The following is a 21,350-nucleotide window of genomic DNA, read 5'->3' as shown; positions in this document are numbered from 1 at the left end:
CCGCGCCCCGAGCAGTGATGGTGGGCGGCCGCCGGGCCATGGGCCGGGCTGGCCGCCCCGCTGTATCGGTGACCGCCGTTCGCCGTGCGGCGCCCGTTCCTTTGCTTCCCATTCGCGATGCCCACACAGTCACTGACCGACAGCCCCCCGCGACCGGGGTGCACCGGGCCCCGCGACCGAACACCGGCCGGCGTCCCGCGGAGCCGGGCATGAGCCGCTACGAACAGCTTCGCGACGAACTGCGCCAGGCGCCGCGCGCCTGGCTGGTGACCGGCGCCGCCGGCTTCATCGCCTCGCACCTGGTGGAAACGCTGCTGTCCCTGGGCCAGCGCGTGGTGGCGATGGACAACTTCGCCACCGGGCACCGACGCAACGTGGACCAGTCCGGCGCCGCGGCGGCGGACGGGCAGTTCCGCTTCATCGACGGTGACATCCGCGAGCTGGAAGACTGCCGCCGCGCCTGCGAGGGGGTGGACATCGTGCTGCACCAGGCCGCGCTGGGCTCGGTGCCGCGTTCCATCAACGATCCGCTGGCCACGCACCGCGCCAACGTCGACGGCTTCGTCAACATGCTGGCCGCCGCGCGCGACGCGGGGGTGGGGCGCTTCGTCTTCGCCTCGTCGTCCAGCGTGTACGGCGACCACCCCGCGCTCCCCAAGGTGGAGGAGCGCATCGGGGCGCCGCTGTCGCCGTACGCGGTGAGCAAGTACGTGAACGAGCTGTACGCCGCCGTCTTTCAGCGGACATACGGCATGCACACCGTGGGGCTGCGCTACTTCAACGTCTTCGGGCGGCGGCAGGACCCGGAGGGCGCGTACGCCGCCGTGATCCCCCGCTGGGTGGGGCAGATGCTGGGCGGCGAGCCCTGCGTCATCAACGGCGACGGCGAAACCAGCCGCGACTTCTGCCACGTGGAAAACGTGGTGCAGGCCAACCTGCTGGCCGCCACGGCCCCGGCCGAGGCGACCGGGCAGGTGTACAACGTGGCGTGCGGCGAGCGCACCACCCTCAACGAGGTGCACGCACTGCTCCGCGAGGGGCTGGCCGCGCTGCGTCCGGGGGCTTCGTTTCCGCCCCCGCAGTACGGCGACTTCCGCCCGGGCGACGTGCGCCACTCGCAGGCCGACATCACCCGCATCCGCACGGGGCTGGGATACGTTCCCACCCGCACCGTGGCGGACGGGCTGGGCGAGGCGCTGGCCTGGTACGTGGCCACCATGGAGGGCGCGGCTCCGTCGCAGGCGCCGCACCCCGCGCGACCCTGATTCCCGGCACAGGCATGACGCAGGACCGCAGCATCCGTCCGTATCCCCCGCACGCCCCCCGCCCCGGTCTCCGGGACGGCGGGCGCGTCCGCGCTGTACGCATGGGCGGAGGCGCGGCATGACGGAGATGCCCTTTCCCGCGCCCCGCTTCGGCGCGGCGCAGGCGCAGGCACCCGCGGCGGTGCCGTGGAAGGCGCCCGCCAAGCGGTGGCAGCTGCTGGACTTCTGGCTGCTGTACCCGGTGCTGCTGTTTGCCCTTCCGGACCGGCTGTTCACGCTGCCCATCGCGCCGGAGTCGGTGCTGCTGCTGATCGTGTTCTACGTCGCCGTGCTGGCCGACCTGGCCCGCGGCGGGCGGTGGATGCGGGAAACGCTGGCGCGGGTTCCGCTGCCGCTGTGGGCGTTTCTGATCACCATCACCCTGTCGTGGACGGTGCACCGGTTCGGCGGGTCGGCGGAGCTGGCGGCGCGCCTGGGGCTGTGGATCGTCACCTTCTTCTTCGGCGTCTTCTTTTCCGTCCGGCTGCGCGACCGCACCCACTTCTTTCAGATCTGGCTGGGGATCGCGGTGCTGGGCGCGCTCATGTTCCTGGGTTCGCCGGGGCGCTGGTGGCAGGACAAGGTGAACCTGCTTTCGCACGAACACCGCACCGGGTTCGGCTACTTTCTTTCGCTCCCCACGGCCTGGCTCATCTTCCGGCTGTACGTGCAGCGCGAGCGCCGCAACCGCCGCCTGCTGGTGTTTGCCCTGGGCGTGCTGGGGCTCACGCTGCTGATGACGCTGGCGCGCGGTGCCTGGCTGGTGGTGTACCTGGGCGGCATCGCGCTGCTCATCTACCGCCGCAAGCCGCTGCTGGCCGTCACCATCCTGGCGGTGACGCTGGCCGCGGCCATCACCTTTGCGCTCACGTCCGACAGCACCATGGCGCTGCGGCTGCGCAGCGTGTGGGACTTCCGCATCCGCTCGTCGTCGCTGTACCGGCTGGACCTGTTCCTGGCCACGCTCAAGTCCGTGCCGGACCTGGGGCTGCTGGGGCGGGGGCCGGGAAGCGCGCCGCGGGTGCTGGCCGGCTACACCATGCAGACGTACCGCCACCTGCAGGCCGAGGTGCTGGGGACGTACACCTTCGTGACTGACTCCGACTTCGTGTGGCTCACCATCGAGTCGGGGCCGCTGGTGACCGTCTTTCTGATCCTGAGCCTGGCGTGGTGGGGGCGCGAGCTGTTCCGCTACTTCCGCCGCCCGGGAAGCGACGCCAGCGACGCCGTGCGGTCGCTGCTGCTGCTGATTCTGTTCATTCTGATGATCATCTTCGACAACGTGGTCACCATCCCGTACGGATGGTTCCTGCTGGGGGTGGGCATCGGGTCCATTCCCCGCGCGCCGCGCCCCGCCGCGGCCCCGTTCCCCCGCCCGGCGGGGGCCGGGACGGCCGCCGGCTTTGCCGCGCGGCTTCATCCGCCATCCATTCCATGACCATGCAGGGACTTTCCGTACTCCGCGACTCGCTGCGCATCGCGCGGCAGGCCCGGTCGCTGGCCGCGGCCCCGCCCTCGCCCATTCCCGGCCGCGAGGTGGCGCGAAACTACACGCGGCTCAAGCTCAAGCAGTCCATGCACACCCGCATGGGGCGCAGCGTGAGCTCGCCGGAGCAGGTGATGGGCTACCAGGTGCACTACGCGGACTTCGACACGCTGGTGTGCCTGTTCGAGGAGCTGTACGTGGATGAGGACTACTTCGCGCGGCTGGACGTGCAGGGGCGCCCGCCGGTGATCGTGGACTGCGGCAGCAACATCGGCATGTCCATCCTGTACTTCAAGACGCTGTATCCCAACGCGGTCATCGTGGGGTTCGAGCCGTTCCGCGAGGCGTACGACCTGCTGCGCGCCAACGTGGAAGCCAACGGGCTGCGCGACGTGACGGTGCACTGCAAGGCGGTGGGCGCCAACGACGCCGGGGTGGACCTGTTCTTTGACCCCGACAAGACGGGCAGCCTGCGGATGAGCACGGTTCCCGAGCGCATCGCCGGCGGCGTGCGCCCGGTGGAGTCCGTCGCCCTTTCCACCTACCTGCCGGAGCGGGTGGACCTGCTCAAGATGGACATCGAGGGCGCCGAGCACGACGTCGTCGAGGAGCTGGAGCAGAGCGGCGCGCTGGCGCGGATCGGGGCGATGGCCATCGAATACCATCACCACATCCGCCCGGACGAGGACCGGCTTTCGGACATGCTGGGGATTCTGGAGCGCGCCGGGTTCGGCTACCAGCTGTGGGGCAAGCTCCCGCGCGGCCGCAGGAACCGGGACTTTCAGGACCTGCACATCTTCGCGTACCGGAAGACCGCCGCGCCGAAGTGAGCGGCGACGGCCCCGCGGGGCTGCGCGGCGCCGTCCGCGCCCTGCTGGGGCGGGGCGGCCCGCCGCGAAAGTGGCGCGCCACCGCCGACGCGGTCGCCCGCGGCGAGGCCGTGTGGCACCCCGCGCGCCCGGCGGAGGCGGCCGTCTGCGCCCCCGCGGCGGTGCACGGCGGGGGGGTGATGGAGTGGAGCGGCCCGGTGGCTGACACCTTTCCCGCCCTGGGCGTGGTGGAAATTGCCGGCGCCGCGCTGGCGGGGCCGCACGGATGGGCGTTCACCCGCGGCGGGCACCTGCTTCCGGAGCTGACCTGGTTTGGCGGCGACGTGGCGGCCATGCGCCTGCCGCGCAGCCGAGAAACGGAACGGCTGCGCGGCGTGTGCCTGTCGCTGGCCAGCGACTCGGCCTCGCGCAACTACTCGCACTTTCTGCTGGACGCGCTGCCGCGGCTGGGGGTGTTCCTGGACGCGGGGTTCGCGCTTTCGGCAATGGACCACGTGCTGTGCCCGGTGCCGCCCTCCGCCAACGCGGAGCGCATCCTGGGCCGCGCGGGGATCGACCCGGCGCGCATCGTCTGGGCGCGTCCGGGCGTGTCGTACCGGCCGGACGTCGCGCTGGTCCCCGCCTTTCCCGGGCTGCGGCGCAACGTGCCGGCCTGGGTGCCGGCGTTTCTGCGCGGGATGATGGCGCCGCTTCCGCCCCCCTCCGGCCGCCGGCTGTGGGTTACGCGGCGCGGCGGCCAGCGCACCATCGCCAACGAGGCGGAGATCGAGCCGGTGCTGGCCCGCCACGGATTCGAGGTGTACGAGCCCGGCTCGCACCCGGACCAGCCGGAGGACTTCGCGAGCGCGTCGGTGGTGGCGGGGCCGCACGGGGCGGCGCTCAGCAACCTGGCGTTCTGCGCGCCGGAAACGGCGGTGCTGGAGGTCGTGCCGTCGGACCACCGCTACCCGCACTACTACAGCCTGTCGTGCGCGGCGGGGCTGCGGTACGCCTGCCTTCCCGCGCCGAGCGCGGGGACGCGCCCCGCGGGGACCGCCGGCCCCAGCCCGTTCGACTGCACGGTGGATCCCGTGGCGCTGGACGACGCGCTGTGGCGGCTGACGGACGGGCCGTGAGCCGGGCGCCTGTCGCGGCTGAACCAACCGGGGACGCGGACGTCCCCCTGATCACGAGCGAAATGAAAGTTGCAGTCGCAGGGGAACGGGACGGGGCTCCGCACGCGGAACCCGCGCCCTCCCCTCCCGCCGCGCCGCGCACCTCGGTGGCGCGCCACGGCGGAATCTACCTGGTGGCGCGGTTCGCTTCCGACGCGCTGGGGCTGGTGGCGCTGGGCGTGTACACCCGCGTCCTGTCGCCCGGCGAGTACGGCACCTACGCCATGGTGATCGCCACCTCGGCGCTGGTACACGCCGTTCTGTACAACTGGCTCAGCCTGGGGGTGGCGCGCTTTCTTCCCGAACAGCGCGGCACCTACGAACGCTTTCTGGCCTCCGCGCTGGCCGCCTTTGCCGCGATCACCGCGGTGATTACGATCGTGGGCGTCGCGGCCTCGCTCTTCTGGCCGGACCGGTCCGCGCGGCCGCTGTTTGCGCTGGGGACGGGGCTGCTGGTGGTGCACGCCTGGTTCGAGATGAACCTGGAGGTGGCCCGGGCCCAGCTGGCGCCGGGGCGCTACGCCCTGCTGAGCGCGGCCAAGGGCGCCATCTCCCTGGCGGTGGGCGTGTACCTGGCGCACCAGGGATGGGGTGCGCGCGGGCTGCTGGCGGGGCTGATCGTGAGCATGCTGGTGGTGGGCGGATGGGGATCGCGCAAGCACTGGCCGCGCATGCGCCTGGCGGACGTGGACCGCGAGGTGGTGGGGCGCGTGTTCCGCTACGGCGCGCCGCTCACCGGGGTGCTGCTGGCCAGCTTCATCGTCGACAGCAGCGACCGGCTGCTCCTGGGCACCATGGCGGGCGCGGACGCGGCGGGCGTGTACTCCGCCTCCTACGTGCTGGCCAAGCAGGGGATCATCATCCTCATGCTCCCCGTGGCGCTGGCCACCTTTCCCGTCGCCGTGCGGGCGATGTCGGAGCGGGGGCTGGCCGCCGCGCAGGCGGAGCTGCAGCGCGGGGCAGTGCTGCTGCTGGCGCTTTCCGTTCCGGGCACGGTGGGGCTGATGATTCTGGCCCCCAGCGTGGCGCACGTATTCCTGGGCCCCGAGTTCCGCGCGCAGGGCGGGGCCATCCTGCCCATCGTGGCCTTTGCCGTCTTTCTGCTGGGGATGCAGCAGTACCACTTCGGCCGCGCCTTTACGCTCAGCAAGAACACCTGGCTGGGCATCTGGCCCACCGGGGTGGCGGCGGCCGTCAATCTGGGACTGAACCTTCTCTGGATTCCACGCTGGGGAGTCATGGGCGCTCTGTACGCAACGGTGGCGGGATACGGGGTTTCCGTCCTTCTGACCTGGTGGATCGGGCTGCGGCTGTTTCCGCTTCCCTTTCCCACCCGCGAGTCGCTGCGCATCGCGCTGGCGGCCGGGGTGATGGCGGCGGCGCTGGTTCCGGTGATGTCGGGGCGGGGCCCCTGGGCGCTGGGCGGGCAGGTGGCGCTGGGCGCGGCGGTGTACGGCGCCGCGGCGCTGGCGATGAACGTGGCGGGCGCGCGCGGCCGTCTTTCCGCGTGGAGGACGCGATGAGCGGGCCCATGAACATCGTGCTGGTGAACGCCTGGCACGACGACAACAAGGGCGACGGCGGCATCATCGAAGCCACGCTGCTCCTGCTGCAGCCGCACGTTCCGGACGCGCGCTTCACCATCGTCTCCAAGTTCCCCGCGGACCATCCCGCGTTCGCCCGCGCGCACCGGCACCTGCTGGCGCGGCACCCGGACGTGCGCGTGCTGCCGCTGGTGTCCGGCCTGCGCCCCCCCGCCGGGCGCGTGGGGCGGATGAGCGAGGCGCTGCGGTGGACGCTGCTTCCCCCCCGCCGCGGCGAGGCGGAACGGGCGATCGCCGGGGCGGATCTGGTCATCAGCGTGGGCGGCCACTACCTGTACAACCGCCGTGCGGACCCGCGCGACTGGGGCCGGCTCAAGCGGCACCTGCACCCGCTGCGCGTCGCCCGCGCGGCCGGCGTTCCCTACGTCCTCCTCGCGCAGTCGCTGGGGCCGTTCACCGACGCGACGAGCCGGCGCTTCGCGTCGCCGGTGCTGCGCGACGCCCGCGCGGTCATTCTGCGTGAGGCGCGGTCGGACACGCTGGCGGCGGAGCTGGGCGTTCCGGACCGCACCCGCGCCGTGCTCCCGGACGTGGCGTTCGCGCTGCGGGCGGAGCACACCCCCGCGGTGGAGGCGGTGGTGGCGCGCCACGGGCTGGACCGGCCGTTCTGGGTGTTCACCGTGCGCGGATGGGGGACGGAGGCGGAGTCGGCCTCGTTCCTGGACCAGATGGCGGAAACAGTGCGCGGCGTGCTGCGGCAGGGGCTGGCGGAGCGGGTGGCGCTGGTGGCGCACTGCAACGGCCCCACTCCCGCGGAAGACGACCGCGTCGCGACCCGGCAGCTGGCGGAGCGTCTCGCCGGGGAGTCCATCGCCGTGGTGGACGAGGACCTCACCCCGGGCGAGCTGGTGTCGCTGTACGGACGCGCGGTGGCCATGGTGGGCACGCGCTTCCACTCCGTGATCTTTGCCCTGGCCGGGGGGACGCCCGCCTTTGCGGTCGCGTACTTCGGCCCCAAGGCGCAGGGGATCATGGAGATGCTGGGGATGTCGGACCTGTGCGCCGACACCAAGGGCTTCCGCGCGGCGGACGTCCTGCCGCGCCTTCCCCGCCTGGCGGAGCCCGCGTACCGGGCGGAAGTGGCGCGCAAGGTCGGGGCGCTGCAGGATGAACTGCGCCTCGGCGTGGCGGAGCGGCTGTTCGGCCCGCCCGCGGGCGGGGTGCGCGGGTGACCCGTCCCGTCGCGCTGCTCTTTTCCAATCCGGTCGGCGGCGGGGTGCAGCGGGTGATGATGAACCTGGGGGCCGGGATCGCCGCCCTGGGCATTCCCGTGGACCTCGTGGTGGCGCGCGTTCCCGGCGACGTCCCCCCGCTCCCCCCCGGCACGCGGCTGGTGAACCTGGCCGCCCGCCGCACGGTCAACGTCCTTCCCGGGCTCGTCCGCTACCTGCGCGAATCCCGCCCCCGCGCCCTGCTGTCCGCGGGGGAGCGGCTGAACGTGCTCGCCGTCCTCGCGCGCGCGGCGGCCCGGTCGGACGCGCGGCTGGTCGTCGCCATCCACATCGCGCTGCGGGCGCAGTTCGCCAACGCGGCGGACCCGCGCACCTGGCTGCTGCGCCGCGTGGTGCCCGCCGCGTACCGCCGCGCGGACGCGGTGGTTTCCGTCTCCCGCGCCGCCGCTGCTGAGGCCGCGGAGGTGCTGCGGATGCCGCCGGAGCGCGTGCGCGCCATCTACAATCCCGTGGTGACGCCGGAGCTGTTCCGCCACGCGGCCGGCCCCGCCGCGCATCCGTGGCTGGCGGACGACCGCACCGTCCCCGTCCTTCTGGGGATGGGGCGCCTGGCGCCGCAAAAGGACTTCGCCACGCTGATCCGCGCCTTTGCCCGGGTGCGCGCCCTCCGCCCCGCCCGCCTGCTGATCCTGGGGGAAGGGGAGGAGCGGGATGCGCTACGCGCCCTGGCCGACGGGCTGGGGGTGGGCGCTGACGTGGACCTCGCCGGCTTCACGAACGATCCCTATCCCTCGCTGGCGCGGGCGGACGCCTTTGTCCTTTCCTCCGCGTGGGAGGGGCTGCCGACGGTGCTGATCGAGGCGCTGGCGCTGGGCGTTCCCGTCGTATCCACCGACTGCCCCACCGGCCCCGCGGAGATCCTGCGCGGCGGCGAGCGCGGCGCGCTGGTTCCCCCGGCGGACTCCGTGGCGCTGGCCGATGCCATCCTCCGCGCGCTGGACGCGCCGCACGACCGCGTCCGCCCCGACCTCCCGGAGTTTTCGCCGGACCACGTCGTCCACCAGTACCTGCGCGTACTGGGCGTGGAGGCGGACGCGTGAAGATCCTTCTGGTCGGCGGAAGTTCGCGGGCGCTGGGCGGGGTGGAGCGGTACTGCGAGCGATTCGCGGAAGCCTTTCGCCCCGTGCCCGGCGTCGTCGTGGAATCCGCCTCGGCGGATACCGCGGTGGCGGGCGCGCCGCTGCCGGCGTACGCACGCGGGCTGGCGGGATCGTTCGCCGCGGTGGGGCGCGCGGCGGCGCGGCTGGACACGCGGACGGACGCCGTGTGGCTGCAGTACGGCAACGCGCCGGACCTGGCGCTGCTGGCGTGGCTGCGCGCCCGGTTCCGCGGGCGGCTGCTGGTGACCGCGCACGCGGGGGAGCAGTGGCGCCACCTGCGCTCGCCGGGCCCGCGCCGCGCCGCCGCCTGGGCGCTGCGCCGCGCGGACCGGGTCTGCGCGCTTTCGGAGGCGCAGCGGACGATGTGGGCGGGGATGGGCATCGCCGCCGAAGTCGTCCCCACCCTGCTCCCCGCGTGGATCAACGAGCCGGTGGACACGGCGGCGGAGCGGAGCGGGATTCTGTTCGTGGGACGGCTGTCTCCGGAAAAGGGGATTCCGGACCTGCTGGAGGCGTTTTCCGCCCTCCCAGGAGACGAACTGCTGCACGTGGCCGGCGCAGCGGAGCCCGCCTATCTGCAATTTCTACGTGACCAGGCGGCCGGTCTGGGCGTCAGGGACCGCGTGAGATGGTACGGCCCGCTCGGCGAGCGCCAGGTGCTGGTGCTGATGCGCGCCTGCCGTGTGCTGGCCTATCCCTCCTACGCCGACGCGTATCCGCTCTCCCTGCTGGAAGGGGTTGCGGCGGGGATGCGCGTGGTGGCGTACGGCATTCCGGGAACGCTGGAGATTCTGCGGGAGTCCGGCGGCGCGGCGGTGCCCCTGGGGGACCGGGCCGCGCTCGCCGCCGTGCTGGCGCGGGAGGCCGCGGCGCCCCCGGCGGACCCGTCGCACGCGCTCCGTCTCCGCGAGCGGCTGGGGTGGGACGCGGTGGTGCGAACGTACCTGGCGATCGCCCGCGCTTGAAGCCCATCCCCCGCAACGCTACATTCTGCTTCCTGTGATGGCAGCAGATCCGGAGTCTCTGAAGGAACGAGTGGAACAGACAAGCCTTGCCCCGGGAGCTCCGCCCCCGGCCGCCCCGCCCATGGACGACAACGAGACCCCCGCGTACACGCTCGCGGGGGGGCTGCGCGTTCAGGACTTTTCCGTGGACGCCGCCGTGCGCGCCTGCCGCACCCTGGTGGACGCGGGGCGGACGGTGCACGTCTGCACGCTCAACCCGGAACTGGCGGAGCTGGCGCTGGCGGACCCGTCGTACAAGGACGTGCTGGACGCGGCCCACCTCACCACCATCGACGGGGTGGGGATTTCGCTCGCGGTTCTTCGGCAGCACGGCCGCTTTCCCGGCCGGGTGACGGGCGTTTCCATTCTTCACGCGCTGGCCCGCGACGCCGCCGCGCACGGCCGCGAAGTCATCATCATCGGCGCGTCGGACGCGTCGCGGCGTGAGGCCGAGGCGCGGCTGCGGGCCCGCGGCATCACCGTGCGCGAGGGCATCTCCCCCATGGTGAACGCGGACGGCACCGGCCACCCGCTTCCGGTGGAGATGATTCCCCCCGGCGGCCTGGTGGTGGCGGCCATGGGATCGCCCAAGCAGGAATTCTGGATCCGCCGCCAGCTGGAGCGCGGCGGCCCGCCCGCCGTGTACGTGGGCGTGGGCGGCGCGGTGGACTACGTGAGCGGGGCCACCCCCACGCCGCCCAAGATCCTGCGGCGCCTGGGGATGCAGTGGCTGTACCGGCTGGTGACGGAGCCCGGCACGCGGATGGAGCGCCAGCGGCGCACCCTCCCCCGGTTCGTCTGGCGGCAGGTGGTGCGTGGCCGCTGACCTCCAACGCGCCGCCGCACCGGCGCAGCCCGGCGCGGCGGCCCCCTGGCCGGGGCGCGTGGTGCTGTACCACAACATGGTCGCCCCGTACCGCCATCCGCTCTTTACCGAGCTGGCCCGCCGGGTGGATCTGCAGGTGTGGTTTTCCGTGCGCGCCACGCGCGACCGCAAGTGGTCGCTGGAGGTGCCGGACACCTATTCGCACCGCTTTCTGGACGGCTGGTCGATGTACGCCTTCAACCGGCCGCTCATCGTCTGCCCCGGTGTGGTGCGCGACCTGGAGCGCGCCCGGCCCGACGCGGTCATCGCGGTGCTGACGCGATCCAACGCCATCGACGTGCTGCGCATCTGCCGCTGGGGGCGCCGCGCCGGCGTTCCCGTGGTGCTCTGGGTGGGCGCGGTGGAGCCGGATCCCATCCTCTTTACCGGCGTGCCGCGGCTGGTGGACCGCGCCTTTGAGCGCTATTTCGCCTCCGCGCTGCGCATGGCTTCGGGGTACGTGTACTACTCGGACCTCAGCCGCGAGTGGTCCGAGGCCCGCGGCGCGCGCGGCCCCTTCGCCATCGGCACGCAGGTGATGCCGGACCGCGGCGTGGCCCCGCGCGTGGAGCCCAATCCGCCGGAAGCCGACTACCAGGTGCTCTTCGTGGGCAAGCTGGAGCACCGCAAGGGCTTCGACCTGCTCACCGAGGCGATGACCGCGCTCCCCGCCGGGCTGCGCGAGCGCGTCCTCTTTCGCGTCGTGGGCGACGGGCCGCAGGAGGACCTGCTTCCCGGGCTGGCGGACGCCGGGGTGCGCTGCGAGTTCCTGGGGCACATCGACCGCGAGCGGCTGTGGGAGATCTACCGCGACGCCGACCTCACCGCGCTCCCCAGCCGCTACGATCCGTGGGCCAACGTGCTCAACGAGTCGATGTCGATGGGGACGCCGGTGCTCATCAGCCGCCAGGCGGGCGGCGGCGAGTTCGTGGCCCGCGCGGGATGGGTGTGCGACGCGGGCGATCCCCGGTCCGTGACCGACATGCTGCGGACGGCGATCGAGGAAAGCCGCGACGGCGCCCGCCGCCAGGCCGCGGTGGACGCGGAGCGCGAGTACCGCCCCGGCCCCAGCGCGCAGCGCATCGCCGATCTGCTGCGTTCGGTGGCCCGCGCGGGTGCGGCATGAGGCGGCTGGGCATCATCCGGCTGGAACGCCTGTTTGAACACCGGTCCGGGCTGACGTCGCAGAGCACCATCATCAACTGGGTGCGGGCGGCGGCGGAAGCGTGCGACGCCGTGGGGCTGGTGGCGCCCACGGCCCCCGTCCCGGACGACGAGGCCCCGCGCGGCTGGTGGCATCCCCGCGCCGGCGACCGCGTCTTTCCTCTCCCCAACGCCTCGGGGTACGCCCGGGTGGCCCGCATCAGCGGGCGCATCACCCTGCAGATCACCCGCCTGCGCCGCGAGTTCCGCACGGTGCTGTGCCGCGCGCCGGAGCACGGCAACTTTGTCGTCATGCCGCTGCTGAACCTGCTGGGGTTCCGCCCCGTGGTGTGGCTGGTGGCGGACCGGCGCGAGATGCGAAAGGTGCACGCCGGACGCCGGGGCACCGGGGCGTGGATGCGGATCGCGCTGGGATTGAGCGACCTGAACGACGCCGTGGAGCGCCGCTGGATGGCGCGCTGGCCGGTGATCGCCAACGGCTCGGAGTTGGCCGCCTACGCCCGCGACCTGGCGCCCGGGCGGCGCGACGTGCTCCCCGTCGTATCGACCACCTTCCGCGCGGAAGACCGCCCGGCGCAGGTGCCCGCGCGGGAGCACGACGGCCCCGTGCGGCTGCTGTACGTGGGCCGGCTGGCGCCGGACAAGGGGCTCGGCACCCTCGTGGCGGCGCTCGGCATCGTGCACGCGGCGGCGCCGGGGCGGGTGGAACTGCGCATTGCGGGCTGGGCCGCGCACGGTGAGGAAGAGCGCGTCCGCGACGAGGTGCGCGCGCACGGGGTGGAGGAGGTGGTCCGCTTTCTGGGCCCGCAGGCGTACGGCCCGGAGCTCTTCGGCTGCTTTCGCGACGCCGACCTGTTCGTGCTCCCCTCGCCGTCGGAAGGCACCCCGCGGGTGCTGGTGGAGGCCATGATGTTCGGCCTCCCCATCGTGGCCACGCGGGTGGGCGGCGTTCCCGACCTGGTGGAGGAGGGAGCCAACGGGCTGCTGGTTCCCCCGAACGATCCCGCCGCGATGGCCGCGGCGCTGAAGGTTCTGTTGAATGACCCCGGGTACCGCGCGCGGATGGCGCAGGCCAACCACGCGGCCGGGGCGGCACACACGGTTGAGGCGCTGGCGGAGCGGATGATGTCGTTCATCTTCCCCGGCCAAGCGGCCCGCGACGTTCCGGCGGCAGCGGAACCCAGGCGGCGGCCCGAATCCCGGACCCCGCCCGTTCCCCTTCCGCCGGATGGTCCATGATGCAGATCGCAGAACTCAGGGAGCGCACCCGCCACGTCGAGGGCTGGCTCACCGACGGGCAGGCCGTGACGCTGTACCGCCTCGCCCGGGCCGCCACCGCGCGCGGCGCCATCGTGGAGATCGGGTCGTGGAAGGGCCGCTCCACCTGCTGGCTGGCCATGGGCTCGCGCGAGGGCGCCGGCACCACCGTGGTGGCCATCGATCCCCACACGGGCGCGTCGGAGCAGAAGGCCCGCGCCGCCACGGTGTGGACCTTCGACGAGTTCCGCGCCAACCTGAAATCGGTCGGGGTCGAGGACATGGTGCGCCCCATCGTGGCCACCTCCAGCGACGCCGCCGCGGACTTCAACGAGCCGGTGGAGCTGATCTTCATCGACGGGGCGCACGAGTACAACTTGGTGAAGATGGACTTCGAGCTCTGGTTTCCCAAGGTGATCAACGGGGGCGTCATGGCTTTTCACGACACCATCGGGCGAGAAGGTCCGCGCCGCGTGGTGGAGCAGATGGTGTTCCGTTCCCACCGCTTCCGCAACGTGCGCTTCGTGGATTCCATGACCGTGGCCGAAAAGGTGGAGCAGAACACCGCCGCCGAACGGTTGCGCAACCGGTACGTTCTGCTGGTGAAGGACGCGTACGACATGGCGTATCGTGCGTACCAGGGAACGGGAATGCGCCTTCCCGTTCCGGTGCGCTCCGCCGTCAAGCGGATGGTTCAGGCGCTGCACTAGCGCCGGACCCTCCCATTCCCCCTTTCGGAGAAGCATTGCTCCCATCCACGGCACCGCGCCCGGCCGGGCCTTCGCCCCGGCCGCACGCCCTGTCCCCGCGCGCCCCCGGCGCGCGGGCCGCGCATTCCGCGATCCCCCGTCCCGCCCGCCGGGACGGAGAGCCGCCGCGTGCGCGGAACGGAGCACGGACGTGCGTGGAGGCCGCGTGACGGGCGGCGGAACGGTGCTGGTGACGGGCGCCCGCGGCTTCGTGGGGCGCGCCGTGTGCCAGGCGCTGGAGGCGGCCGGCCGGCCGGTGCGGCGTGCCCTGCGCACCCCGCCGGAGGACGCGCCGGGGGGAGACGTCGCCGTGGTGGGCGACCTGTCGGAGGCGACGGACTGGAGCGCGGCGCTGCGCGGTGTGGACGCGGTGGTGCACCTGGCCGCCCGCGTACACGTGATGAACGACACCGCCGCCGATCCCGAGGCGGAGTACGACCGGGTGAACCACCGCGCCACGGCCGCGCTGGCGCGGGCCGCCGCGGCCGCTGGGGTGCGCCGGTTCGTCTTCGTCAGCACGGTCAAGGTGAACGGCGAGGCGACGGACGGCACGCCCTTCCGCGAATCGGACGCGCCGGCGCCGAGCGACCCGTACGGCCGCAGCAAGCTGGCGGCGGAGCGCGCGGTGCACGCCACCGGGGCGCAGACGGGGCTGGAAACGGTCGTCATCCGTCCCCCGCTGGTGTACGGCCCCGGGGTGCGCGCCAACTTCGCCGCGCTGCTCGGCGCCGTTGCGCGGGGGCTGCCGCTGCCGCTGGGCGGGGTGCGCAACCGCCGCAGCCTGGTGTACGTGGGCAACCTGGCGCACGCCATCGTCACCTGCGTGGATGCGCCGGGCGCGGCGGGCGGCACCTTTCTGGTCTCCGACGGCCCTGCCGTGTCCACGGCGGAACTGGTGCGCCGCATGGGCGTGGCCTTGGGACGGCCGGCGCGGCTGCTTCCCGTGCCGCCGGGGCTGATCCGCGCGGCGGCGGGGCTGCTGGGCAGGTCGGGCGCGGCGGAGCGGCTGACGTCATCGCTGGAGGTGGACGACGGCGCGCTCCGGCGGGCGGCCGGGTGGGTTCCGCCGTTTACGCTGGATCAAGGACTGACGGTGACCGCCGCTGACTATCGAAGCCGGAGGGGCGCATGAGCGAGGCGCTCTGGATCGCTTCCACCGCGGTCGGTGCCTGGCTTCTGACGCGCTGGGTGAGGCAGTGGGCGCTTTCGCGCGCGCTCATGGACATTCCCAACGGGCGCAGTTCGCACGTGGTGCCCACGCCCCGCGGCGGAGGGCTCGCCATCGTCGCCGTGGTGCTCGTCACCGCGACCCTGCTGGGCGTGTTCGGGATACTGGAGCGGCGCGCGGCCATCGCCCTGGTGGGCGGCGGACTGATGGTGGCGGGCGTGGGCTTCCGCGACGATCTGTCGCACCTGCGCGCCCGAGTGCGCGTGACGGTGCACTTTGCCGCGGCGGCGTGGGCGGTGGCGTGGCTGGGCGGGCTCCCCGCGCTGGACTGGGGCGGCGGCGTGGCGCGGATGGGTACGGCGGGCGCCGTCCTGGCCGTCATCGGCGTGGTGTGGTGCATCAACCTGTACAACTTCATGGACGGGATCGATGGCATCGCCGGCACCGAGGCGCTGGTGGCGGGCACCATCGGCGGGCTGCTGCTGTGGAGCGCGGGGGCGGGCGGGCTGGCGCTCTGCGCGGCGGCCGTGGCCGCGTCCAGCGCGGGGTTCCTGGCGTGGAACTGGCAGCCGGCGCGCATCTTCATGGGCGACGTGGGAAGCGGGTTCCTGGGCTTCGTGTTTGCCGTGGTGGCGCTCGCCTCGGAGCGCTCCGGCGCGGTGCCGCTGCTCGTGTGGATTCTGCTGGCGGGCGTGTTCGTCTTTGATGCCTCCGTCACCCTGCTGCGCCGCATTCTGCGCGGCGCGCGGCCGTACGAGGCGCACCGCTCGCACGCCTACCAGCGGCTGGTGCAGGCCGGGTGGACGCATTCGCGCGTCTGCATCACGCTCCTGGTGCTGAACGCGCTGCTGGCGGGGCTGGCCGTTCTGGGCGCCAACCAGCGGGGTTACCTGCTGGAAGCGCTGGGTGCGGGGTTCGTGCTGCTGACCATGGCGTACGTGGCCGCGGAGCGCGTGCGCCCCATGGACGCCGCCGGCTGACGGGCATCCCCGCCCGTCCGCGGCCGTCTCCGGCTCCGTCCTTTGCCGCTCGACCCCCACCTCTCCGAACGCCGCATCCTCCTCCACGCCCGCCTCCCGGGCGCCCCGCGGCGATCTTCTGCCCGACCCATCCATCCCATCCACGCGACCACGCGACCACGCGACCACGCGACCACGCGACCACGCGTGTGCCGGCCTCGAGCCGGGGCAGCCTCCATCCGTCGCGCCACGTCATCTTCGTCCAATCCATCTGAACTACGACATCGGGGGATGATGATGCGCAGCCTCTCGTCCGTCTCCGTGATGCGGGTCGACCACGGCCCGTCGGCGGGTGCGAGCCGGGATGCGTGAGCAGCTGAAGTTGCCCCCCAGCAACGGCGGAAAGCCTCACGGGACTGCTGTGAGGCTTCACCGCGCACAAGCAGCGGAACGGGACGGAAAGTTGCCCCCGCGCTTAGGTCTCCCTTTCTCCCGCGGAGCGGGGGAGAGGGCCGGGGAGAGGGGGCCTCTCCGACGCACGGCACGATCCGGATCGGATTGAGTTGCCGTTCTTCCCTCTTCGCGCCTCTGCTTCGGCCGGGAGGGGAGCGGGGAGGGGCCGGGGAAGGAGCCTCCCAGGCCCGGCGCCGAGCGGCATCATGAGTATCTACCGATGTCGATCATCCGTGCGGACGCTCGCGCAGGGCGGGGAAGAGAAGGTCCGGGCCGAGACGGAAAACGAGAGCGGGACCGGCCTGGGGCCGGTCCCTCTCTCGTTTGTCATGCCGATGGTTCGCGCCGGATCAGTTGCGGCGGTACGCCCCGTAGGTGTAGCCGTAGCCGCTGTTGTAGTAGCTGTTCTCGTCGCCCACCACGTCGTTCAGAATCACGCCGCCCAGCACCGCGCCCACGTGGCTGAGCTGAAGCGCCGCGTGCTCCAGCGCCCGGCGGTCGGTAATGCCGTTGCGGGCCACCAGGATCGTGGCGTCGGCCACCGTGCCCAGCACCGCCGCGTCCGTCACCAGGTTCAGCGGCGGCGCGTCAAAGATGATCATCTCGTAGCGCTCGCGCAGCGTTTCCACCAGGTCGCGGGTGCGCTGGTGGCCCAGCAGTTCCGCGGGGTTGGGCGGCAGCACGCCCGTGGGCAGCACGTCCAGCACCACGCCGTTTTCACCCGCCGACACGGTGCTGATCGCCTCGTCCAGCGGCACCTTGCCCAGCAGCACGTGCGACAGCCCCGGGTCGGAGCTGATGCCGAACACCGAGTGCAGCACGCCGCGCCGCAGGTCCGCGTCCACCAGCAGCGTTCGCGTGCCCTGCTGCGCCAGCGTAATGGCCAGGTTGCTGGCGCTGGTGCTCTTGCCGTCGCCGGGGAAGGCGCTGGTCACCACCAGCACGCGCGGGCTGCTGTCAGCCCCCGCGAACATGATGTTGGTGCGCAGCGCGCGGTACGACTCCGCCACCGGGCTCTGCGGATTGCGCCGCGTAACGGGGCCGTACTCGCGCACGTCGTCCACGTGCTTGCCCCGTCCGCCCTGCGCCGCCTTGCCCTTGCCGTTGCCGTTGGGAGACAGCGGCGCCAGCTGCGAAATGCGGATGCGCGGAATCATGCCCAGCACGGGCGCCCCGGAGGTCGCCTGCTCCACGTCCTGGCGCGAGCGGATCTTGGTGTCCACCGCCTGCCGCACGAACGCCAGCGCCACGCCCAGGCCCAAGCCCAGAATCAGCCCCAGCCCCACGTTCTTGACCGGGTTGGGCGAAATGGGAGTGATGGGCACCAGCGCCGAGTCGATGATCTCCACGTCGCTGGGCTCCGCCGCGGCCTGGATCTCGGCCTCCTTCAGGCGGGTCTGCAGCAGGTTGTAGATCTGCGTCAGCAGGTCCTGCTCGCGCGAAAGCCGGGCGAATCCTACTTCGCGCGAGGGGATGCGCGCCAGCTCGCCGCCAAAGCGGTTCAGCGACGACTGCTTGGAGGCGATCTGGCTGTCCAGGCTGGCCAGGTAGCTGCGCGCCAGCTGCAGCAGCTGCTCCTCGATCTGCCCGATGCGCTCGTTGATGGACTGCACGTCGTTGTCCACCTCGGTGCGCTGCACCAGCACCTCGGAGCGCCGCGTTTCCAGCGCGGTCAGCGACTGCAGCATGTCCTGCACGGCGCGGTTCACCAGGAACACGGGGAACGAGGCCAGCCGCCGGTACGGCGACGTCCCCGAGGTCCCGTTGCTCACCCCGGCGCGCGCCGCGGCCGTCACTTCGGCCAGCAGCGTGGCCAGCGACTGGCGCTCGCTGCGCAGCCGGTCGTACTCGGCCTGGTCCGCCGCCAGGCGGCGCACCTGCTCCGACGCCTCTTCCGTCAGGCTCACCACCTGCTGCGACTCGCGGTACGACCGCACGCGCTCTTCGGCCAGGCGCAGCTGCTCGTTGTAGCTGGACACCTGCTCGCGCAGGAACTGCACGGTGCTGCGCGACTCGCTGCGCAGCCCGGACAGCTTTTCTTCCAGAAAGCGCGCGGCAAGGACGTTGGGGACGTCGGCGGCCACCCGCGGGTCGGCGCTGGTGTAGGTGACGTTCACCACGTGCGAAACCAGGTCCGCCCGCTCCACCGCGATCCCCGACCGCACCCCCGACACCGTCCCGCGGAACGGGCTGATGTTGAAGACGATGGCCTGCGGCTTGTCGCGCGCCACGTCCGGCCCCAGCGACAGCCGCGCCGTGCCCAGGGTAAACGGCTGCCCCACCGCCACCGACGCCGGGGCCCGCACCGTGGGCGCGGTTGCCGTCGCCGTCATGGCGTACGAGCCGTCGGAGCGGCGGGCCAGCTCGTAGTGCCCCTCGCCCCCGGTGCGCGGCAGGTCGTGGATCACGATCAGCGTGCGCGCACCCGCGGGCTCCTGCACGCGCAGCGTCAGGTTCAGCGAGTCCACCACCGCCTCGGTGACGCGGCGGCTCTGCAGCACCCGCATCTCCGTTTCGATCTTGCCGCGCGACAGCCCCGCCACCGGGCTCAGCGACGACAGCACGCTCCCCGTGGAGTTGGACTCGTCGATGCGCAGCGTGACGACGCTCTGGTACGCGGGCACCTGCATCCAGGTATAGATGCCCGCGGCCACCACCAGGGCGAGCGCGGTCAGCGCGATCAGAATGCGATGGCGTACAACGGTGCCCCAGACCTCGCGAAGCGAAATGTCCTGGCCCGGATCGTCGCCCTCGGTGGTGAGGCGCGGCGGAGTTGCCTTGGAAATCATGCGATGGATAACGGGTTCCGAGTAGGGCGCACGCTGCATGGGCGCGCCCTCTGGCCGCCGCGCGGAACGGTTCCGCCGCGCGGCGAAAGTCCGCCGGCCCGGGAAGGGAAGCCGAAGCTCCCTTACCGGGTCAGCGCCAGAATGATGCTGGTGACGATGCTGGTGGCGGAAATGAGCGCGCTCACCACAAAGGTGCTGTTGCGCTCGAACCAACTCCGGCGCTCCACGTACACCACGTCGCCGGACTGGATGTTGAGGGCCGAGAGCGTGACCGCCGCGTCCACCCGGTCGCGGTACACCGTCCCGTCCCGGACGATCCGGAGCTTGCGCAGGTCACCGCTGGGAGTGGCGCCGCCGGCCAGCGCAACCGCGCCCGCCAGGCTCACTGTGGGGTCGATGCCGTACTGCCCCGGCTTCTGCACCTCGCCCAGCATGTGAATGCGGCGCAGGGGGATGACGGAGATGGACGGGTTGCGCAGGTGCACCCGGTACCGCTCGATCACGCGGTCCCGCACCTGGCGCATCGTCATTCCCGCAAGCTGCTCGTCGCCGATCAGGGGAAGGTTCACGATCCCCTGCTCGTCGATCAGAAATTCACCGTTCAGGTCCGGCTCGCGGTACACGATGATCCGGAGCACGTCGCCGGGACGCAGCCGCATCTCGTCCGTTCCGCCGATCACCGACGAAACGCCGGTGGCCGGCGCCGACGAGGGGGTCGGGGTCGTCGTGGCCGGCGTCGTCGTGGTCTGCGCGCCCGAAGCCAGGGGCCACGCGGCCGCCGCGAGGCAGAAGAGTACCGTGTAAAACCTGTGCACGGACGGGTCCCGCTGAAGGAAAGAATTCACGCTGTCTACGGCCGGCAATATAGCCCGCGCCCCCGGCGCGGAGCAAGTCGGCCCGGTGCAGCGACTTGCCCCGGCGCGGGGCGCGGGGTATGATCCCGGATTGCGCGAACGCCGCAATCCACCCGTGCCCCGACTGCATGAAACCGCGCCCCGCAGCCCCTTCGGCATCCGCCCCGCCGCCCCCGCCCGACGAGGTGGCGGGGGCGCTGCGGCTGCGGTCCTGGGCGCTGCGCGCGCTGTGGGAGGCGCCGGTTTCCGCCCCGCCCGCCGAGCCGGCGCGGGCCTGGTCGCTCTTTCTGCGGGCCGACCGGTGCGCCCTTCCGCTGGCCGGCCGGCTGGACGCGCGGGGCGGGTGGGAGGGCATCGCGCCGGACGCCGCCGCCGAGCTGCGGCGCGTCTCCATGATCGAGGTCAAGCGCGCGCTTTCCGCCCAGGCCGAACTGCGCCGCGTGTCCGCCGTGCTGCGCCAGCTGGGGTGGAACGCGCTGGTGCTCAAGGGCGGCACCTACCTGATGCAGGGCAACCCGCCCGTGGACGTCCATGACGTGGACGTCCTTCTGCGCCCCGAGCAGGCAGGCCCGCTGGGCGAGGCGCTCACCCGCGCGGGGGGATACCGCACCGTGGGGGAGGATGCGGCGCCGGGGACCCCGGGGCGGTGGGAGGGCGCCGTGCGCGCCGCGGCCGGGGCGGTGGCGGTGGAGGTGCACTTCGACGTCCCCTTCCTGGGCCGCGCGGGCGATCCGTGGGAGGGCGCGCTTCCGCTCGGTCCCGCCGGGCTCTTTCGCCTGAGCCCCGCGCTGCACCTGTGGCACGTGCTGGTGCACGGGGTCACGCACCACCCGGAGCGGCGCGGCGCCATCCGCGACCTGCTGGTGCTGGCCGCCGCGCGCCGCGACTGCGCGCCGGACGACCTGGCCCGCGTGCACGCCGTGGTGCGGACGCATCCGCACCGCGCCCTCATGGCCGCCGCGCTGCGCATGGCCGAGGAAGCCGCGGGGGGAAGCCCGCCCGTGGACCGCTTCGCCGCGCCCTCCGCCCTGCGCTTCATGCTCATGACCCGCGGCGACGGAACGCGCCGCACCATGGTGGTGCACAGCGTGGCGGCCGCGGCGTGCGAGGGACCGGCGGAACTGCTGCGTGAAGTGCTGGGCGGAAGCGGGGACGACGACACCACGCTGGGGCCACCGGGGCCGCTCTGGTCGCTGCTGCGCATCGGCAGCCGCGTGGGCGCGCTTCCCTCCGCCTTCCGCTGGGCCCGCTCCGCCCGCGCGCTGGCCGCCTCCGCGTCCTGAGCGCGCCGCCGCGGGCCGGATTGCCCCCCGGGGGCGGCGCCCGTACCTTTCCGGCGTTTTTCACGATCGCCCGCCGCACCGCGCCCGAACCCCGA

General features: G+C 72.8%; 17 protein-coding genes. 15 read left to right on the top strand and 2 right to left on the bottom strand.

The window, feature by feature from the left end; all coding sequences use genetic code 11:
* The first annotated feature begins 209 nt into the window (after positions 1-209).
* The 14 genes from HNQ61_RS00955 to HNQ61_RS00890 all read left to right on the top strand — a co-directional run bounded on the left by HNQ61_RS00955 (position 210) and on the right by HNQ61_RS00890 (position 15,897).
* Positions 210-1,265, top strand: coding sequence for an SDR family oxidoreductase (locus HNQ61_RS00955; RefSeq protein ID WP_170030787.1), 1,056 nt, complete (start codon positions 210-212; stop codon positions 1,263-1,265).
* Positions 1,266-1,383: 118 nt separating this feature from the next.
* Positions 1,384-2,742: an O-antigen ligase family protein gene (locus tag HNQ61_RS00950; protein ID WP_170030785.1), complete on the top strand. Its 1,359-nt coding sequence runs from the start codon at positions 1,384-1,386 to the stop codon at positions 2,740-2,742.
* Entirely contained in the window at positions 2,739-3,620 is an 882-nt protein-coding gene (locus HNQ61_RS00945) for an FkbM family methyltransferase (protein WP_170030783.1), read from the top strand. Before HNQ61_RS00950 ends, HNQ61_RS00945 begins: the two co-directional genes overlap by 4 nt.
* The gene (locus HNQ61_RS00940; RefSeq protein ID WP_170030781.1) at positions 3,617-4,735 is read left to right on the top strand and encodes a glycosyltransferase 61 family protein; all 1,119 of its coding nucleotides are present in this window, start codon (positions 3,617-3,619) and stop codon (positions 4,733-4,735) included. The genes HNQ61_RS00945 and HNQ61_RS00940 overlap by 4 nt, the downstream gene beginning before the upstream one ends.
* Positions 4,736-4,797: 62 nt before the next feature.
* Positions 4,798-6,297, top strand: a complete 1,500-nt coding sequence (locus HNQ61_RS00935) for a lipopolysaccharide biosynthesis protein (protein ID WP_170030779.1) — start codon at positions 4,798-4,800, stop codon at positions 6,295-6,297.
* Positions 6,294-7,550, top strand: coding sequence for a polysaccharide pyruvyl transferase family protein (locus tag HNQ61_RS00930; protein WP_170030777.1), 1,257 nt, complete (start codon positions 6,294-6,296; stop codon positions 7,548-7,550). Before HNQ61_RS00935 ends, HNQ61_RS00930 begins: the two co-directional genes overlap by 4 nt.
* Positions 7,547-8,650, top strand: a complete 1,104-nt coding sequence (locus HNQ61_RS00925; protein ID WP_205761091.1) for a glycosyltransferase — start codon at positions 7,547-7,549, stop codon at positions 8,648-8,650. Before HNQ61_RS00930 ends, HNQ61_RS00925 begins: the two co-directional genes overlap by 4 nt.
* Positions 8,647-9,675 carry a glycosyltransferase gene (locus HNQ61_RS00920; protein ID WP_170030775.1) on the top strand — a complete coding sequence of 343 codons (1,029 nt, stop codon included), beginning with the start codon at positions 8,647-8,649 and terminating at the stop codon, positions 9,673-9,675. The genes HNQ61_RS00925 and HNQ61_RS00920 overlap by 4 nt, the downstream gene beginning before the upstream one ends.
* A gap of 121 nt (positions 9,676-9,796) precedes the next feature.
* Positions 9,797-10,540: a WecB/TagA/CpsF family glycosyltransferase gene (locus HNQ61_RS00915; protein WP_170030773.1), complete on the top strand. Its 744-nt coding sequence runs from the start codon at positions 9,797-9,799 to the stop codon at positions 10,538-10,540.
* Positions 10,530-11,705 carry a glycosyltransferase gene (locus HNQ61_RS29420; RefSeq protein ID WP_170030771.1) on the top strand — a complete coding sequence of 392 codons (1,176 nt, stop codon included), beginning with the start codon at positions 10,530-10,532 and terminating at the stop codon, positions 11,703-11,705. The genes HNQ61_RS00915 and HNQ61_RS29420 overlap by 11 nt, the downstream gene beginning before the upstream one ends.
* Entirely contained in the window at positions 11,702-12,982 is a 1,281-nt protein-coding gene (locus HNQ61_RS00905; RefSeq protein ID WP_170030769.1) for a glycosyltransferase family 4 protein, read from the top strand. The genes HNQ61_RS29420 and HNQ61_RS00905 overlap by 4 nt, the downstream gene beginning before the upstream one ends.
* The gene (locus HNQ61_RS00900; protein ID WP_170030767.1) at positions 12,979-13,710 is read left to right on the top strand and encodes a class I SAM-dependent methyltransferase; all 732 of its coding nucleotides are present in this window, start codon (positions 12,979-12,981) and stop codon (positions 13,708-13,710) included. Before HNQ61_RS00905 ends, HNQ61_RS00900 begins: the two co-directional genes overlap by 4 nt.
* 190 nt (positions 13,711-13,900) lie before the next feature.
* Positions 13,901-14,881: a UDP-glucose 4-epimerase family protein gene (locus HNQ61_RS00895; RefSeq protein ID WP_221239645.1), complete on the top strand. Its 981-nt coding sequence runs from the start codon at positions 13,901-13,903 to the stop codon at positions 14,879-14,881.
* On the top strand, positions 14,878-15,897 hold the full coding sequence (locus tag HNQ61_RS00890) for an MraY family glycosyltransferase (RefSeq protein ID WP_170030765.1): 1,020 nt from the start codon (positions 14,878-14,880) through the stop codon (positions 15,895-15,897). The genes HNQ61_RS00895 and HNQ61_RS00890 overlap by 4 nt, the downstream gene beginning before the upstream one ends.
* Before the next feature lie 782 nt (positions 15,898-16,679).
* Here HNQ61_RS00890 and HNQ61_RS00885 read toward each other — a convergent pair.
* Together HNQ61_RS00885 and HNQ61_RS00880 are read right to left on the bottom strand one after the other, a co-directional pair.
* Positions 16,680-19,118, bottom strand: coding sequence for a polysaccharide biosynthesis tyrosine autokinase (locus tag HNQ61_RS00885; protein ID WP_170030763.1), 2,439 nt, complete (start codon positions 19,116-19,118; stop codon positions 16,680-16,682).
* Between the two features lie 122 nt (positions 19,119-19,240).
* A complete protein-coding gene (locus HNQ61_RS00880; protein ID WP_170030761.1) occupies positions 19,241-19,933 on the bottom strand; it encodes a polysaccharide biosynthesis/export family protein in 693 nt (230 codons plus the stop codon).
* 167 nt (positions 19,934-20,100) lie between these two features.
* Between HNQ61_RS00880 and HNQ61_RS00875 the strand changes: the two genes are divergently transcribed.
* Positions 20,101-21,255, top strand: a complete 1,155-nt coding sequence (locus tag HNQ61_RS00875; RefSeq protein WP_170030759.1) for a nucleotidyltransferase family protein — start codon at positions 20,101-20,103, stop codon at positions 21,253-21,255.
* Positions 21,256-21,350: the final 95 nt, after the last annotated feature.

The organism is Longimicrobium terrae (assembly GCF_014202995.1).
Classification (GTDB): domain Bacteria; phylum Gemmatimonadota; class Gemmatimonadetes; order Longimicrobiales; family Longimicrobiaceae; genus Longimicrobium; species Longimicrobium terrae.
Note: the sequence above shows the minus strand (reverse complement) of the source record. Positions and strands in the feature narration are given on the sequence as shown.

Bases quoted from the DNA above. Each gene is read 5' to 3' on its own strand.
- HNQ61_RS00955 (WP_170030787.1), top strand. From the start codon at position 210: ATGAGCCGCTACGAACAGCTTCGCGACGAACTGCGCCAGGCGCCGCGC.
- HNQ61_RS00950 (WP_170030785.1), top strand. From the start codon at position 1,384: ATGACGGAGATGCCCTTTCCCGCGCCCCGCTTCGGCGCGGCGCAGGCG.
- HNQ61_RS00945 (WP_170030783.1), top strand. From the start codon at position 2,739: ATGACCATGCAGGGACTTTCCGTACTCCGCGACTCGCTGCGCATCGCG.
- HNQ61_RS00935 (WP_170030779.1), top strand. From the start codon at position 4,798: ATGAAAGTTGCAGTCGCAGGGGAACGGGACGGGGCTCCGCACGCGGAA.
- HNQ61_RS00930 (WP_170030777.1), top strand. From the start codon at position 6,294: ATGAGCGGGCCCATGAACATCGTGCTGGTGAACGCCTGGCACGACGAC.
- HNQ61_RS00915 (WP_170030773.1), top strand. From the start codon at position 9,797: ATGGACGACAACGAGACCCCCGCGTACACGCTCGCGGGGGGGCTGCGC.
- HNQ61_RS00905 (WP_170030769.1), top strand. From the start codon at position 11,702: ATGAGGCGGCTGGGCATCATCCGGCTGGAACGCCTGTTTGAACACCGG.
- HNQ61_RS00900 (WP_170030767.1), top strand. From the start codon at position 12,979: ATGATGCAGATCGCAGAACTCAGGGAGCGCACCCGCCACGTCGAGGGC.
- HNQ61_RS00890 (WP_170030765.1), top strand. From the start codon at position 14,878: ATGAGCGAGGCGCTCTGGATCGCTTCCACCGCGGTCGGTGCCTGGCTT.
- HNQ61_RS00885 (WP_170030763.1), bottom strand. From the start codon at position 19,118: ATGATTTCCAAGGCAACTCCGCCGCGCCTCACCACCGAGGGCGACGAT.
- HNQ61_RS00875 (WP_170030759.1), top strand. From the start codon at position 20,101: ATGAAACCGCGCCCCGCAGCCCCTTCGGCATCCGCCCCGCCGCCCCCG.